We start from the raw sequence: 16,681 nt of genomic DNA, 5'->3' as shown, positions 1-16,681 counted from the left end.
AATTCTGGTAATGATCTAATAAAAATTAAAAACAGTAAAATCATAACCAATCGAGTTTACCAACCAGCATTTGAACAATATATACGGTTACGTGAGCAAGAACTTCTTGCGACAAAAAATACATCTAGCATAGATATGCCCTACCTGAAAAACACTTACCCATTACCAAATGGGCTTAAAGGCATTATATTTGAAAGAGTTGAAAGCCTGAATGTTGATGATGCCTTTAGGGTATTAGAAGCATATTTATACAGTAATGGGGTACTTATAAAAATTGAGATCAAGCTAACAAATGGTATGGCAGATCGTTATAAAAACGATCGTAGTTCATACCCTACTGTTTATCTGGATACTACATCGGAACGGATGTCAGAGCTGAATGAACTACTAGTGAGAATTCAAGGTAGGAATGAAAATATAATTCCGACAATGGCAGGAGTTTGTATCCCAAATGCTTTTATCACTGATAATAAAATCGATCAAGAAAGTATTGATACGCTGTACAAAAGTAGTAACGCCAGCCAGTTACGGTTTGGTATATCAACAGATAATTACATTAAGGAAAATGATAGTTTGTTAGATCGTAGTGGGGAAATTGAGCATAATCTCTTATCAAGTGATGGTTATATATTACGAAAGGGAGCACGTAAGATTAACAAACTAGATACTGAAGAGTTACTTGCTGCAGGAAAATACTCGTCAAATGATAATGAGCGCTATGATTTTATACTCATCACAAATGAAAAAGTCGGCGGAATTAAAAAACCTGTATTTAGCTTGGAACTGCTTAATGATGAATTAACGCCATCACCTTATAGTCAGAATGAAATAGTCAATTTCTGGGATGCTATAAGCCAGACGTTAAGAGTCAGGCCCGGAGCTTTCTTGGATGAGTAATTGCCTCATTAAATCTAGCAATAACTAAGGAGAAAGGAATGCCAGGAATAGTTTGCTTAGGTGATGCTACTACGCATGGGGGAAAGGTGATCACAGCGTCATCTACCATGTTTATTAATGGAGTGCAGGTTGCATTAGTCGGTGATTTAGTTTCTTGTCCCATACAAGGGCATGGAAATAATAAAATTATTGAAGGTTCACCCACTGAGATGGAAGAGGGGGTTTCTGTTGTTGTGAGTAACTGTCAGTGTGCCTGTGGTTGTCGAGTTATTAGTTCTCATCCCGAAAACAGCATTGAGTCATAATTATGGGTTGGCCTATTCCTGAAATCCCTGAGCAATCTGTATTACCTCCGCCTCGTTATAGTCTGTGGCTAATTATTTTAGTCATCATGTTGATAATAGGGGCTGGAGCTGCTTTATTTATTGGCCGTTTTTCGACATATACCCCGATACTCCTTTATGGTGTATTACCTGCCCTATTATTATGGTTTTGTATTTTTGGGGTAATACTTAACCGTTATGAGCAGTCAGGTGCATCTGCGTTTGCCTGGCATGAAGAATCACAAAAAACGAAGGCGCAATGGCAACAATGGAGTCGAAAGCAGCTCGCCGTAGTGGGTAATGTTTTATTAACTCCAGAGGCAGAAGGCGTGAACTCAGTTTTGGGGGATTTAGCTAAAATCCCTATGTATCCTCAAAAAGCCCGCCCGTTAGCCGGAGACAAAAAAACTTTACCATCACGATTAAATGAGATTGATGATAAGCTCGAAAGTCAGTCTTCAGGCTATCGTCACTATGTACACACCGTATATGTATTACACTCTTCAGCACTCCATCGTGAAACAATTCAATCTGCTGTTTTCGGTCAGTGGGATCTTTTGCCTGAATTTATCTCTTCTATTGAAGAAATCGATGAATTGAATCTTGAGTCTGAAATCAAAGGCGTGATTTTAATTTTGTGTTTGCAAAACTGGCCTAATAACATACAGCAAAAATCCAGTGAACTTATTTCAGCGCAACTGATTAGTTCACCAGAATTTATTAACACACATGGTTATCCCGTTCTGGCAGGATTAGGAAGGCTAATGCCATTAGCACCCGGAAAACTGTCTGATGATCTAAACATGCTTTTTGATTACAACCAATTAGATTTTAATAAACTAGAACATGTTTGGTTATCGGGTGATACAGAGAATACCTCGGTGAATATCGCTTTATATGCGAATGTTCATGACTGGATATTACCTAAAAAGAAACCCGTTCATTATATTGACCTGACTTTCGGCCCTCCAGGAGAACTTACTTTGGGTCTGTCTTTGAGCATGATGGTAGAAGCAGCAATAAAAACCTCACAAAACCAACTAATTATTTATCAAAAGCCACAATCGTCAGGTTCGATGTGTCTCATTACCAAGGAGCTATTTTCATGAACCAAGAGAAAGGATCTCGACCACCACGCTATGGTTTTTGGGGATATTTCCTTCTGATTATTGGTTTGGCCGGGGTTAGTGCTCTGCTCTTGATAGTTTTCCAGCGCCAACTGGTCGACAGCGGCGTATTAGCTTCTACTGCCTGGCTAATATGGGGGGGGATTTTTTCAGCTCTTCTGATGGGGCTTATTGGGATGGCATTTTGGTGGCGATGGAAACAAAGCATAAGGCAAATTGCGTTTAAACCAAAACTACTGACGAAACAAGCAACGGAAACAACAAATAAAACTTCATCCAACAGTAATTTAGCGTCTGATATTAAAACAGGCCTCCAGAAGCAATACGGCCGCTTCTGGCCCCGCAAAGTGCGCATTCTGTTACTCACCGGCAGTGCGGCTGATGTTGAGCAGCTCACCCCCGGGCTGACGTCGCAATACTGGCAGGAAGACAGTGGCACCGTGCTGTTGTGGGGAGGCGATTTGGGGGCGCAGGCTGATAGCGCATGGCTGAGTTCTTTACGTAAATTGCGCCGCCGCCCGCTAGACGGGGTGGTCTGGGTGACCTCAGCCCTGGCTCAACGCACGACACTTGGTCAGCAAGCGTCTAAAACAACCCTCACCGCTGATATGATGGACAGCGTGGCACAAGCGTTCGCGGCACGTTTTGAGCTGCTCGGTTGGCGGCTGCCGCTGTATGTCTGGTCACTGCATGCCGATGACGGGGCCGATCGCATCACCCAATCCGTCGGCTGTTTACTACCAGTGGGGTGTAACGCTGGCGAACTGAGTACACAGCTTGCCGGGCTGCTGCCGTCGCTGATTGAGCAGGGTACACAACAGATTAGCAGCAACACCCAGCACCCATTCTTGTTGCAACTGGCCGATCAGTTAGCGCGTCAGCCAGATTCTGTCGCCGGCCCGTTGGCGACTCTGCTGAATCCCTATCGCCCTTCACCGTTGGCGGGGGTGATATTCAGCCCGGCGTCCGTCAATGCAAAACGCAGCGTGAAACACCACTGGGGCAAGGATAACCGCTGGGATGTGTTGATTGATTCACTGCCATTATTGCCCGCAGGCTTAGCCGCGAAAAAGCTGGGGTTTGCCTGGTGTAAAACGCTGGCGATGGCGCTGGCGGGCATCATGGTGTTGTGGGGGGTGGGCATGGTGATGTCATTCCTGGTCAACCGAGATACGATTAATGCCAGTGAGTCTCAGGTGAAACTGGCGGCTAATGTGCAGCAATCGCTGCCGGCGCGTCTGCAAGCGCAACTGGATCTGCAACACACGTTAGGCAGATTGCAGTATCGCCAGCAACAGGGCGCACCTTGGCACAGCCGATTTGGTCTGAGCCAGAACGATGCTTTACTGGCCGCACTCTGGCCACATTATTGGGCCAGCGCCACCCCTCTGCTGCGTGATGCCGCCGCCCGTCACCTTGAAGAACAACTCAGCACCATGGCGCAGCTCCCCCCTGACTCTCCGTTGCGCGACTCGCTGGTAAAACCCGCTTATGAGCAGTTAAAACTCTATCTGATGCTGGCGCGCCCGGAGAAAATGGATGCGCCATGGTTTAGCACCACGCTGCTTCATGACTGGCCACAGCGCAGTGGTGTGCCGGACAGCCTCTGGCAGGGTAGCGGTCCCGCTCTACTGGATTTTTATGCTCGTAATCTTTCCCTGCACCCGGCCTGGCGTCTGAAGCTGGATGAAAATCTGGTCAGTCAGGTACGTACCCGGTTGATCAGTCAGATGGGTGCCCGTAACAGTGAATCTTCGCTCTATCAGAAGATGCTGGCTCAGGTGGCGAATCAGTATGCTGATCTGCGCCTGTCTGATATGACCGGTGATACTGATGCTGAACGGATTTTTACCACCGATGCCGTGGTGCCGGGCATGTTCACCCGTAGAGCCTGGGATGACGCAGTAAAACCGGCGATTGAAAAAGTGGCCAGTGAGCGTCGGGAAGAGATGGACTGGGTACTGAGTGACAGTAAAAATACCGCATTGCAGCAGGATTCTCCCGAAGCCCTGCAGGCACGTCTGAAGGCGCGCTATTTCGCTGATTTCTCTACCAGTTGGTTGGACTTTCTCAATAGCCTGCACTGGCAGCAAGCACAGACGTTATCGGACTCCATCGACCAACTCACCCTGATGGCAGACGTGCGTCAGTCCCCTCTGGTGGCGCTAATGAACACCCTGAGCGTACAGGGGAAAACCGGGCAAACCGGTGAGGCGTTGTCTGATTCGCTGGTCAAATCGGCCAAAAATCTGTTAAACCGCGATGAGCAGCCCGCTATTGATCAGCAAGCGGGTGCACAGGGGCCGCTGGATGCCACTTTTGGTCCGGTACTGGCGCTGATGGATGTCAAAGCCGGCGGACAGGGCAATACCAACCTCAGTCTGCAAACCTTCCTGACCCGCGTTACCCAAGTACGCCTTAAACTTCAGCAGGTGGTGAATGCTGCCGATCCTCAAGCCATGACCCAGACTCTGGCGCAGACGGTATTTCAGGGCAAAGCGGTCGATCTGACCGAAACCCGTGATTATGGCAGTCTGGTTGCCGCCAGCCTCGGTCAGGAGTGGAGTGGATTTGGCCAGACGGTATTTGTCCAGCCAATGGAACAGGCGTGGCAGCAGGTATTAACTCCTGCCGCTCAGAGCCTGAATGCCCAGTGGCAGGCATCTATCGTCGATGACTGGAACAGTACCTTCGGCGGGCGTTATCCCTTAAAAGATACCAGCAGTGAAGTGTCACTCCCGCTGCTGGCACGTTATCTCAACAGCGACAGTGGCCGTATCGCCCGTTTTCTGCAAACCCGGTTGAATGGCGTGCTGCACAAAGAGGGCAGCCATTGGGTGCCGGACAGCATTAATGCTCAGGGGCTGACATTTAACCCAGCATTCCTGAAAGCGGTGGACCAACTGAGTTATTTGTCTGACGTGGTGTTTGCCGACGGTGAAGCAGGCATACGCTTTGAACTGCGCCCCGGTACCGCGAAAGACGTGATGCAGACTGATCTGGTGATCGACAGCCAGAAGCTCAGCTATTACAACCAGTTGCCAGTGTGGAAACGTTTCACCTGGCCCCATGACACTGAAGCACCGGGTGCCAGCCTGAGTTGGATAAGTACCCAGGCCGGTACCCGACAGTTTGCCGATCTCCCCGGGGCCTGGGGGTGGATCCGTTTACTGGATAAGGCTCAGGTCACACCGTATCAGGGTGTCAACAGCAGTTTTAATCTTAGCTGGAAAGCGCCTGATGGCAGGCCGCTGAACTACACCTTACGGACTGAAGCTGGAGAAGGCCCGCTGGCGTTACTGAAACTGCGTAACTTCGTCTTACCGACGCAAATATTCAGTGTGGATGCCACCGGTGGCGCTCAGAAAACGGATACCGCAACAGAAGAGGGATACTGATGGCTACGTTGCACACCTTACTCAGCGCTTGCCATGCCGAACAGCAGGCGCTTTCGCAGCAGGCCCAGCAGCAGATTTCGCTCTGGGAAAAATGGCTGGTCCCCATTGCCCCGGATTCACCGGTGGGTGATGACCCCGGTTATGACGATGATTTCCAGCAGATGCGTGAAGAGGTCAACAAACTGTCCGGCGCAGATACTGGTTTGGTCTGTGCACTGGCGGAGAAGCTGCTGACCGGTGCGTGCAAAGATGTGCGCGTCGCGACCTATTATATCTGGGCGCGACTGCACATCGATGGCGAAAGCGGGCTGGCGGATGGCCTGGCTCTGCTGGCCGGGTTGGTCCAACGTTTTGGTGATGCACTGCATCCACAACGTGGCAACAGCCGCAAACTGGCACTGGAATGGTTGGCGGGTAGCCGGGTGTTGGATAGCCTGTCACTGTACCCGGAAGTCACAAAAGCTGACTTTGAACGCATTGTGGGCGCGTTGGTGTTAACCGAGGAAAGTGTTGGCGGCTGGGATGCGTCCATCCGCCCTCAATTCGCTAGCCTGTATGCGGCATTAGAAAACCGGCTAATGCAGTCCGGCGGCCCTGATGCCGTTATCCCACAAAACAGCAGTCTCCCTCGTCACTCTGCGCCTGATGCTCCTGCGTTGAAAGCCGTCAGCTCCGGGCGTGATTTGCTCGATCAGGCAAAACTGCTGGCGGTTTTTTTGCGCGACCAGCCGAACGGCTGGCTGTCGGGGCATCATCTGATGAAAAGTATTCGTCTGGACACCCTGCATGAACTGCCGCCACTGGCAGCTGACGGATGTACCCGTCTGGCTCCGCCGAAGCTGGAGAACCGCGCACTGCTGAAACGTCTTTATCTGCAACAAAGCTGGCTGGAACTGCTGGAGCAAACCGACATCCTATTTGCACAGGGCGTTAATCACCTGTGGCTGGATCTCCAGTGGTATACCCATCAGGCACTGCTGAAAACGGGCGCACCTTACGAGCGCTGGGCTGACATCATTCAGCAAGATTTAAATGGTCTGCTGACCCGCCTGCCGGGGCTTGACGGTCTGGCATTCAGTGATGGTACACCTTTTGCTGATGAGGTGACCTTGCACTGGATAAACCAGCACGTCATGGCAGCAGAAAGTTGGGGCAGTGAACCGGCGGCATCCGCCAGTACGGCGGGTGATGACGATATTTTGCAACTGGAGCCGGAAGCGCTGGCGCAAGCCGACAGCGAAGGTGTGGAAGCGGCGCTGAATTGGTTGCAGAACCGTCCGGGTACCCGCACCTCTCGCCATCAGTGGCTGATCCGCCTGCTGATGGCGCGGGTCGCCGAGCAGTACGGAAAAAACGACATGGCATTGCATTTGCTGGGTGAACTGGAGGGGAACGCGACCTTGATGACGCTCACCCAATGGGAGCCGGAATTACTGTTTGAAGTAAAAGCCCGCCGCCTAAAACTGCTGCGCATGAAAGCCAGCCGAACCGAGTCGGACAAATCACGCTTGCATGGCGAGATGGAAAACCTACTCGCCGGATTAGTGGCCCTCGACCCGGCACGGGCTGCGGTGCTGTGTGGTTAATCGATAACCCTATCCTGATAAAAAGAAAACCATGAAAGACCTTACCCTGCGTTATTACGACGCCGAAATGCGCTATCTGCGCGATGCAGCTAAAGAGTTTGCCCAAACTCACCCTGACCGGGCAGCGATGTTAGACCTGGATAAACCCGGTACGCCTGACCCTTACGTCGAACGCCTGTTTGAAGGCTTTGCCTTCTCCATGGGGCGATTGCGCGAAAAAATTGATGACGACCTACCGGAGTTCACCGAAGGGCTGGTGAGCATGTTGTGGCCGCACTATCTACGCACCATTCCCTCGCTGTCGGTGGTGGCGCTGACCCCGGATGTTCCGGCGATGAAAATGGCTGAAATCGTGCCCGAAGGCATGGAAATCTATTCCCGCCCCATTGGGCCGAAGAATACCGTCTGCCAGTACCGAACTACCCGCGATATGGTACTCAACCCGCTCGCCGTCTCAACCGTGGTGATGGCGACCGAACCAGACGGCCGTTCGGTGCTGCGTCTGCGACTGGCATGCAGCCCACAAGCTGACTGGTTGCAGGTGGACTTACGTCGCTTGTGTTTTTATCTGGCGGGAGAGGCGGCGGTCAGCAGTGCGTTACATCTGGCCCTCACCCGGCGTCAGGCCGCGCTCTATTTGCGTCTACCCAATCAGGTTGATCGAATAAAACTGGATGGTTGGTTTTCGCCCGGTGGCTTTGCAGACCAAGATTTGCTGTGGCCCAAAGGCGACAGCGCATTCAGCGGTTATCAGCTATTACTGGAATATTTCACTTTCCGCGAGAAGTTTATGTTCGTGCATCTGAACGGGCTGGAAACCGTGACGCTGCCGGCGGGTATTGCCTGGTTTGATATCGAAGTGGTGTTTGATTGTCAGTGGCAAAGTGATCTGCCGGTCAGGGATGACGCGCTTAACCTGCATTGTGTACCGGTGATTAACCTGTTCTCGCTGGAAGCTGACCCGTTAACCATCAATGGACTGGAAAGTGAGTATATGCTGCGCCCGCGCCGCTTGCAGGATGGGCACACCGAAATTTACTCCGTCGACGCTGTGACCGGTTCGCAACGGACATCCGATGCCACCTATGTTCCTTTTACCAGTTTTCGCCATCGTGGCGGAATGCAGCGACGTCATGCACCGGAACGCTATTACCATACCCGCGTAAAACGAGGGGTGACCGGGCTGCATGATACCTGGTTGATCCTCGGCGGCCAGCAATGGGAAGCGGACCGATTGTTTACCCGCGAGGCGGTGTCACTGAAAATTACCGGTACCAATGGTCAGCTCCCGCGCAAAGCGTTACAGAGCACGTTGTTGGACCGCTGCGAAGCAGTGTTACAGACGCCGCTGAAAGTACGCAATCTCTGCAAGCCTACGTTACCCTCTTATCCCCCGGCGGAAGACCATTTCCAGTGGCGGGTACTGAGCCATCTGGGCTCAAGTTACCTCAACCTGATGAGCAGCGCACAGGTGCTACGCGGGACGCTGGAGCTGTACAACTGGCAAGGGGATGAACTGAATAATCGCCGTCTTGATGCCATTCAACAGGTGCAGCACCACCAGACGCAGCGTTTTGAAAAGGGCTTTCTGTTACGGGGTATCGACATTGAAGTGACACTGGATGGCAACGGCTTTACCGGCGAAGGCGACATTCATCTGTTTGGCGAGATGCTCAACCGTTTCTTTGCCCTTTACGCTGACATTCATTTGTTCAATCAACTCACTCTTATCGTTCAGCCTGCCGGGAAATGTATCCGATGGAAAGAGAATCACAATCAGCGTCTGCCCGGCTAATCGAACAACTGTGGGATAAACTGCCGTATACCCAGTTTTATCGCTTCTGTCAGTTACTGGAGCAAAGCCAGCCGGATGCCCCGCCATTGGGTAGTCACTGGCAGGTTAGGCACGATCCGGTGCGTTTTCGCCCCCATCCGGGCATGGGGTTTCCGGCCAGTGAATTTAAACGGGTGGAAATACCCGCGCATGCACACCTCCCACCGACCATCCGCACCACCTTTATGGGACTGTATGGCGTGGAGTCGCCACTGCCTACTGCGTATATCGACGATATTACCCAGCGCCGGGAAGGGCATGAGGCAGTCAGCGACTTTCTGGACATTTTCAATCACCGATTGATCACGCAGTACTACCGCGTCTGGCGGAAGTACTCTTATCCGGCCAGCTTTTCGCCCGGTGGCACCGATAAAACCTCTCGGTATCTGCTGAGCCTCTGTGGTCTGGGTATTGAGGGATGTGCACAGAATATCGCCACGCCGGTGTCTCGTTTTCTGGCACTGACTGGCATGATGCGCCTGCCCACTCGCACCAGTGAAGGCATTATTGCGCTGGTTCAGTTGCTGGCACCGGAAACCGATGCCCATGTGATAGCGCATGACCGCTGCCGTATCCCCTTGCGCAATCCACTGGCCCTGAGCGCACGTCACCCCGTCAGCATGAGTAACAGCCCGGTAATGGGCAGTCACGCGGTGGATGTTAACAGTCAGGTATTACTGCAATTGAAAACCGATAACCCCGATGAAGCCCGAGAGTGGTTGCCCGGTGGGCAGTTACACACGGATTTGATGGCGTTGTTGCATGTGTATCTGGGGTCGCGGCTGCATGTGCGTTTACAACTGACGGTGTTACGCGCGCTACTGCCCGACGCACAGCTCTCCTGCCAGCCGAAAAGCACCGGTATTCTGTTAGGCAGAACCGCCGTAATGCGGACACAACGCGTCGCGTCAACCACACCCACCGACACTGAAATGATCACAATTAATCTGGGCCGCTATCAGCGTGTTCAGGAAAATCTTCACCGAAGGGACACCGATGAATATGGCGATTACCGCTGGTAAAACACGTTTTGCATTACTGATGCTGGTCATGGTATCCACTCTGAGCGGATGTGGACTGACTCAGAAAGTGAGTGACGGCACCGTCGCGGTGACAAAATCCATTTTTTATAAGCAGGTGAAAACCCTGCATCTGGATATACAGGCGCGGGATGCGGTAAACAACAACGCGACCGGTGCCCCACTGGCCACGGTGGTGCGCATCTATCAGCTACAAGACCGCAAAACATTTGACGGTACCGATTATCCCTCATTATTTGCCGAGGACAGCCAGGCCATCAAAGCCGATCTGCTTGCTGAAAAAGATATCCGTATTCGTCCGGGTGCTGCGGTGTCCATCGATATGCCGATGGACGAAAAAGCGCAGTATGTGGCAGTCGCGGGTATGTTTCTGGCACCTGATATCGCTAACAACACCTGGCGGGTGGTGTTGAGCCGTGACGACCTCGACCCCGATAAGGCTCGTCAGATTGAACTGAATAATCATGGGATGATTCTTTTACCCTTGAAGGATAAGTAATATGCCCCAGCCTTCTCTCTATGAAATGCTGTTCGGCAACGTAGCGGGTGAGCTTGACCTTCATCAGGTGAGCGAAACCAATCAGGTCGTCCTGTCGGTGCTCGACAATATGCAGCGCATTCTTAACTGCCGCGCCGGTACGCTCAGCCATCTGCCGGATTACGGCCTGCCAGACATGAGCAAAATCTTGCAGGGAATGCCAGGAACCGCACATTCACTGCTGACTACGCTCTCAGCCACGTTGCTAAAATATGAGCCACGGCTGAAAAGTATCAACGTGGTGCTACTGCCACAATCCGCTCCCGGCCATCTGGAGTACGCCATTGAGGCGGAGCTGAAAGGTCTGGGATTGGTGCGTTACGGCACGGCATTTATGCCGGAAGGCCGGGTGCTGATACGTCATCTTAAACAACAACATTATCTCAATCCGGGTGAGTCATCTTAACGCCTATTCAGGGAAGACAAACACATGATATCGAATACTGAGCGGACGGTTAAAACCGGCGGTGACCCCCGCCATTTTGCTGAATTTAGTGCCTTACGTGACGAAATCGGCAAATTACATCATCCCGCTCGCCCGGATGTTGACTGGGGGCGGGTCGAGCAGCTTTGTTTGGCGCTGTTTCGCCAGAACGGGGTTGAGTTGCAGACCACGGTAGATTTTACCTTGGCACGTACGCACATTGCCGGTCTTGCCGGGCTGTGTGAAGGGTTGGAGCTGCTGGCGGGCTTGCTGTCTCATCAGTGGAGTGCATTATGGCCGCCGCAAACACATGCCCGGGTGGCGTTATTGGCCTGGTTGAGTGACCGGTTGCAGCAAGTTTGGCGCACCATGACGTTATGCTACGGTGACCTGGCTCAGGTGTACCGGGCAGAGCGTGCGTTGGAACAGTTGTGCACGCAGTTGCAAACGCTGGAGCTCAAACATCTGAGTAAATTGGATGGGGTGCGCCTGATGTTGCATAACGCCGCACTACGTCTGGAGAGCGCCGAGGCCGCCGCTGATACGCCAGACCGATTGAGTATTCCGGTACGGCATGCCGGTGTCTCTGAACCACAACGACAGCCACAACCGACATTCTCGTCGGCTGCGGTCAGCGAACCACTGGTTTATCTTGTCAACGAACCGGCCCCGGCGCGTGTTGAGGTGGAGTTGTCGCCGCCTTTGCCGCCCCCACCACGTTGGAAAGCGGGGCAGGGGTTTGTCGCCGGGCTATCGCTGATGGCCGTTTTGATGGCGGGCAGTTTCTTTATCTGGCAGTCGCTGTCATCTAATCCATTGCGCGAGGCATTGCTGACCAGCGTCGCGCCATTACCTGCGCCACTGGCCGCCAAATCAATCGATGAACTGAGAAAACAAACCTCAGATGCTGAGTTGGCACGATTGGCAGGCCCGGTGCTGCAAGGCAGTGGCACACAGTTGGAACAACTGACACAGTTACCGCCGTTATGGGCACAAATGCGGGGGGATGGGGTGTTATCACAAGCGCAGCAACTGTGGCCCGCCAGTCAAGAAGTCAACCGACTGAGTGCATTATGGCAACAACAGCGAGAAGCCGGTGCTGCGCCATTGGTGGAGTTGAAACACTATGCATTGGCACAAGAGCGTTTGCGGCAACTGGCAGAGCGACTGAATGGATTGGATGAAAAGAAGGGACGCTATATGACGGTCTCGGAGCTGAAAACGGTGGTGTTTGCGATACAGCAGCCGCTGGCAAAAACCTTACCGCTGGAAGAATTGTTGCGTCAGTATCAGGTACAGTCCGAGTCAGGGCAGACTCCGTCATCGGCACTGCGCCAACAGATAGACAGCCGGTTTAGTCAACTGCTGAACCGCTATGCGTTGCTGGCGTTACCCAATACGGAACAGCACCCATAGCTGAGACGGCCGTTATCCCTATAGCAACTTAGGGGTAACGGTTGTAATAAATCTGCTAGCTGACAAGACGAGGGTTTTCATCAGATGATTTGAATAATTTTATACATTCAAATCAATTAATCTTGGCATTCATACAGATAAAGACACATATTTGGCAATGGTATTTGTGAAGGCAGAGGATGTCACTGCGGACCCCCTGCTACAAGCGCGTGATGTAATTAAAAGTTGCCCAAAATGAATAAACAAAAAAAGTATGAAATAGCCCCATTGAAAGATAGCAGTGAGAGCCTGCAAGGTATTGAAATCAGTGCGGAGAAAAGTGAGTGAACGCGAACGCCACGGTCCCATCTTCCCGACATGTATTTCACTATGCCCCGTTTCGAAACTTGTTTTTTGCCCGCCTCCTCACGGTATTAGGTAATGGAATCGCACCGATTGCACTGGCGTTCGCGGTGTTGGATATCGGCGGTTCCGCAGCAGATTTAGGTCTGGTGGTAGCTGCACGTTCTGTTTTCAATGTTGCCTTCTTATTGATTGGTGGAGTACTTGCGGATCGTTACTCACGAAGTAAGGTTCTGCTGTCTTCATCTGTCATTGCCGCCTTATCTCAAGGGATTGTTGCCTGGTTGGTGCTGGATGGAACAGCAACAATTATGTGGTTAGCAGTCCTTGGGACGATTAACGGCGCGGCAGCGGGCATTGCCCTTCCTGCTTCTTCAGCAATGGTTCCACAAACCGTGCCCGCACGTAACCTCAGGGAAGCGAACGCTTTTATCCAGTTGGGGGTCTATGGCGGGACGGTGATTGGCGCCTCACTGGGCGGGGTTCTGACGGCTGCCATTGGGCCTGGCTGGGGATTGGCCGTCGATGCCTTGGGGTTTGCCGCTTCAGCACCGCTTTATCTCTTGATTCGCACTGCCTCGGCACAGCTCCTCGCATCGCAAACCAATATCTTGCAGGATTTACGAGATGGCTGGCAGGAGTTTATTGCTCGTGCGTGGGTGTGGACTATTGTTGCCCAGTTCACTATTGTTAATGCCGCTTTTAGCGGCGTAGTGATGATCCTTGGCCCGATAGTGGCTGATGCTTCATTTGGGCGTGCCAGTTGGGGGATTATTGTTGCCGCACAAAGTATTGGCCTGATTGCCGGTTCTTTTATTGCACTCCGCTGGCGGCCACGACGCGATCTGTTTATTGGTGTCCTTCTGGTTGCACTTTGCGCAATCCCTATCACTCTCCTTAGTATGGTGTCTTCGACTGCCATCCTTATGGGGGCATTTTTTATTGCCGGCGTCGGTTTTGGGCAATTCGGTGTTGTGTGGGCACATTCTCTACAAACCCATATTCCACCCGAGAAACTCGCGCGTGTTTATGCCTATGATGCGATGGGGTCATTTGTGGCAATTCCTATCGGGGAACTTGCTGCGGGGCCTCTCGCTATGCACTATGGCAGCCGGGCCGTTTTGCTGGCTTCAGCCGTTGCTGTTGTGATAGCGACTATCGCCGCCAGCCTGACTCCGGCAATTAGGCGACTAAATAATGCCGCTCAGGTGAAGCAGCATATTTAGAGGCTTTGCCGCAGGTCATCAGGCGGCAAAGCTTGTCCAGTGATACTGTTGGCGCTTAGCTACAATATCACTGGGGGATTACAGCTTACAGTGCTCAGCGATGATGCGAATATCTTTTGGTGTGGTACGACAGCAACCGCCAATTAGTCGTGCTCCCAGGCGCTGCCATTCCCCAACCAGATCATTCAGGTGGTTGTGTTCGCCCCCGCAGGCATGCCAGGTCTTGCTCACAGCATCGTAATGTTCCCCTGAGTTTGGATACACCAGCAGCGGCTTATCAGCCAGTGCCGCAAACTGCTGTAGCGCCGGGGTCACGTTATCCAGCGCAATGCAGTTTATGCCGATGGCCAGTACTTGCTGATTGCCGCGCAGTAGCGCCAGAACTTCGGTCAGGGGGGTACCGTCACTAAGGTGTTGGCTGTCGCGTAGCGTGAATGCGAACCAGCCACCCAAAGTAGGGAATTGTTGCAGTAGTGTTAGCAACGCTTGCAACTCATCGAACGATGGCAGTGTTTCACAGGCCAGCAGGTCAACCCCAGCCTCAGCCAGTGCCGCGATACGTGGCCGGTGGAAGGCGATCATCTCATCTTGTGGCAGCTGGTAATCGCCTCGATACTCAGATCCATCTGCGAGATAAGCGCCGTATGGGCCAACGGAACCGGCAATCAGCAGCGGTTCAGCTTGCGGGTGCTGATTCAAAAAATCGTTGCGTGCCTGCTGTGCCAACTGAACACTTTTGGCAATGAGTTCCAACGATTGTTGCTGGTCGAGGCCACGGCGCAGGAAACCCTGTGGGGTCGCCTGGTAACTGGCGGTGATGGCACATTGTGCCCCTGCGTTAAAATAGTCCAGATGAACCTGATAAATTAGTTCAGGATTCTCAATTAGCACCTTAGCGGACCACAGCGGATCACTAAGAGAGCAACCTCGCGCCTCCAGTTCAGTGGCTAATGCGCCATCCAAAATCAATGTGCGATCAGCGGTTAAGAGCGCAGAGATAGGGTTGTTAACCGGCATGATTCTCTCCCAATGGTTGGTTTTTCCCGGCACGATGGGTCAGGTAATAGGTGATATAGCACAAGGCAACAAAGGGTAGCCCGCAGTATAGGGCGATACGTTGCTCAGGATCGAAGGCCAGACCGATACAGGCTAACAGGCACAGGCTGAAGCCTGCGATCGGCGTCAGCGGGTAACCCGGCGCGCGGTACTTCAGTCCCTCGATTGGCAGCCCACTGCGTAGGTAGTTGCGGCGAAAAATATAGTGGGCTGCGCAGATACTCAGCCAGACTGCGACGACGGCAAAACCAGAAATCGCTGATAGCGCGACAAACACCGTATCTGGCGCGATAACACTGGTCAACAGTGCCAACAAGCCGCCGAGCATGCTAAAGATCAGCGCATTAATAGGAATGCCGCGTTTATTGATGTGGGAAAAATAAGCAGGCAGTGTTCGCTGATTGGCCAATGACCACAGCATGCGGCCAGAGGCGTAAAGACCAGAGTTAGCGGCTGACAGGATGGCAGTCAGGATCACGAAATTGAAGATATCGGCGGCATAGGGTACACCGATACGTTCAAATACCAGTACAAACGGGCTTTTGACAACCTCGGCCTGATCCATCGGGATCAGCGCAGCCAGAATAAATACCGTACCGATAAAGAAAACACTCAGGCGGATCACGGTGGTGCGGATTGCCCACGGAATCGCTTTTTCTGGTTTCTCTGTTTCGCCCGCGGCGATACCGATTAACTCGGTGCCGGAGAAAGCGAAATTGACCGCCACCATGGTCATCAGGATCGGTAAGGTGCCGTTTGGCAGCCAGTCAGAGTGGGTTAGATTGTGCAGGAAGGGGGCGGGTGTGCCGTCCTTCATCGGCAATAGGCCGAACATCGCCGCACCACCCAAAATGATAAATGCCAAAATGGTGACGACCTTGATCAGAGAGAACCAGAATTCGCTTTCGGCAAAGAAGCGGGTAGTGACCACATTGAGCAGAAAAATAGCCAGACAAAAGATAAGGCACCATAACCACACCGGTGATTGAGGGAACCAATACTGCATACAGAACCCAGCGGCGGTCAGACTGGAACCGAGGGCTACTGTCCAGGTCAGCCAGTATAACCAGGCAACGGTATAGCCAGTGGCTGGGCCAAGATAGCGGGAAGCATACACGTGAAAAGCCCCGGTTTCTGGCATTGCTACCGACAGTTCACCCAGGCAGAGCATTACCAGATAGACCACCACAGCACCTATCATATAGGCCAACAGTGTGCCGAGGGCACCCGTGGTGGAGATTATATAGCCGGTGTTGAAGAATAAGCCGGTGCCAATCACGCCCCCCAGAGAGAGCATCACCAGATGCCGGGCCTTCATTGTACGTTTGAACTGCCCTTCGATGGGAACAGGTGAGTGCATGATATTTTATCCGTTTAGACGTCTATATCTCTAAATGGCTGTTAGTTATACCGGCAATACCTTATGAAATCAATGCTAGATCAACAGTTATCACTTAAGAAGAGCATGGCGCGA

Annotated in this window: 13 protein-coding genes; 11 read left to right on the top strand and 2 right to left on the bottom strand. The window is 52.3% G+C overall.

From position 1 onward, the window contains the following. The 11 genes from V2A85_RS08445 to V2A85_RS08395 form a co-directional block, all read left to right on the top strand. Positions 1–897 (top strand): T6SS immunity protein Tli4 family protein (locus V2A85_RS08445; RefSeq protein ID WP_420071243.1); only part of this gene is annotated, 897 nt, incomplete at its 5' end. A 38-nt stretch (positions 898–935) separates the two neighbouring features. Beyond that, entirely contained in the window at positions 936–1,202 is a 267-nt protein-coding gene (locus V2A85_RS08440; protein WP_050142396.1) for a PAAR domain-containing protein, read from the top strand. Positions 1,203–1,204: 2 nt separating this feature from the next. Continuing rightward, positions 1,205–2,329, top strand: coding sequence for a hypothetical protein (locus tag V2A85_RS08435; RefSeq protein ID WP_420071242.1), 1,125 nt, complete (start codon positions 1,205–1,207; stop codon positions 2,327–2,329). Between the two features lie 179 nt (positions 2,330–2,508). Beyond that, entirely contained in the window at positions 2,509–5,745 is a 3,237-nt protein-coding gene (locus V2A85_RS08430) for an ImcF-related family protein (RefSeq protein ID WP_420071245.1), read from the top strand. After that, positions 5,745–7,331 carry a type VI secretion system protein TssA gene (gene tssA / locus V2A85_RS08425; protein WP_372560596.1) on the top strand — a complete coding sequence of 529 codons (1,587 nt, stop codon included), beginning with the start codon at positions 5,745–5,747 and terminating at the stop codon, positions 7,329–7,331. Before V2A85_RS08430 ends, tssA begins: the two co-directional genes overlap by 1 nt. A 31-nt stretch (positions 7,332–7,362) precedes the next feature. After that, positions 7,363–9,126, top strand: coding sequence for a type VI secretion system baseplate subunit TssF (gene tssF / locus V2A85_RS08420; RefSeq protein ID WP_372560597.1), 1,764 nt, complete (start codon positions 7,363–7,365; stop codon positions 9,124–9,126). Further along, the gene (tssG, locus tag V2A85_RS08415; protein WP_420071241.1) at positions 9,090–10,187 is read left to right on the top strand and encodes a type VI secretion system baseplate subunit TssG; all 1,098 of its coding nucleotides are present in this window, start codon (positions 9,090–9,092) and stop codon (positions 10,185–10,187) included. The genes tssF and tssG overlap by 37 nt, the downstream gene beginning before the upstream one ends. Next, positions 10,168–10,704, top strand: coding sequence for a type VI secretion system lipoprotein TssJ (gene tssJ / locus V2A85_RS08410; protein ID WP_309477871.1), 537 nt, complete (start codon positions 10,168–10,170; stop codon positions 10,702–10,704). The genes tssG and tssJ overlap by 20 nt, the downstream gene beginning before the upstream one ends. A 1-nt stretch (position 10,705) precedes the next feature. Then, complete coding sequence (gene tssE / locus V2A85_RS08405) at positions 10,706–11,149, top strand: type VI secretion system baseplate subunit TssE (protein WP_049601768.1); 444 nt, start codon at positions 10,706–10,708, stop codon at positions 11,147–11,149. 24 nt (positions 11,150–11,173) lie between these two features. Further along, positions 11,174–12,583: a VasL domain-containing protein gene (locus V2A85_RS08400; protein WP_420071240.1), complete on the top strand. Its 1,410-nt coding sequence runs from the start codon at positions 11,174–11,176 to the stop codon at positions 12,581–12,583. Positions 12,584–12,906: 323 nt separating this feature from the next. Continuing rightward, a complete protein-coding gene (locus tag V2A85_RS08395) occupies positions 12,907–14,151 on the top strand; it encodes an MFS transporter (protein ID WP_372560600.1) in 1,245 nt (414 codons plus the stop codon). A 78-nt stretch (positions 14,152–14,229) separates the two neighbouring features. Here the strand turns inward: V2A85_RS08395 and mmuM are convergent, their stop codons facing one another. Together mmuM and mmuP are read right to left on the bottom strand one after the other, a co-directional pair. Beyond that, a complete protein-coding gene (mmuM, locus tag V2A85_RS08390) occupies positions 14,230–15,168 on the bottom strand; it encodes a homocysteine S-methyltransferase (RefSeq protein ID WP_420071239.1) in 939 nt (312 codons plus the stop codon). Beyond that, positions 15,158–16,567 carry an S-methylmethionine permease gene (gene mmuP / locus V2A85_RS08385; protein ID WP_372560602.1) on the bottom strand — a complete coding sequence of 470 codons (1,410 nt, stop codon included), beginning with the start codon at positions 16,565–16,567 and terminating at the stop codon, positions 15,158–15,160. Before mmuP ends, mmuM begins: the two co-directional genes overlap by 11 nt. Positions 16,568–16,681: the final 114 nt, after the last annotated feature.

The sequence above is a fragment of the Yersinia sp. 1252 StPb PI genome, from assembly GCF_048593885.1.
Classification (GTDB): domain Bacteria; phylum Pseudomonadota; class Gammaproteobacteria; order Enterobacterales; family Enterobacteriaceae; genus Yersinia; species Yersinia enterocolitica_E.
The sequence above is the reverse complement of the archived record's forward strand: the minus strand, read 5'-3'. Positions and strand labels throughout refer to the sequence as shown.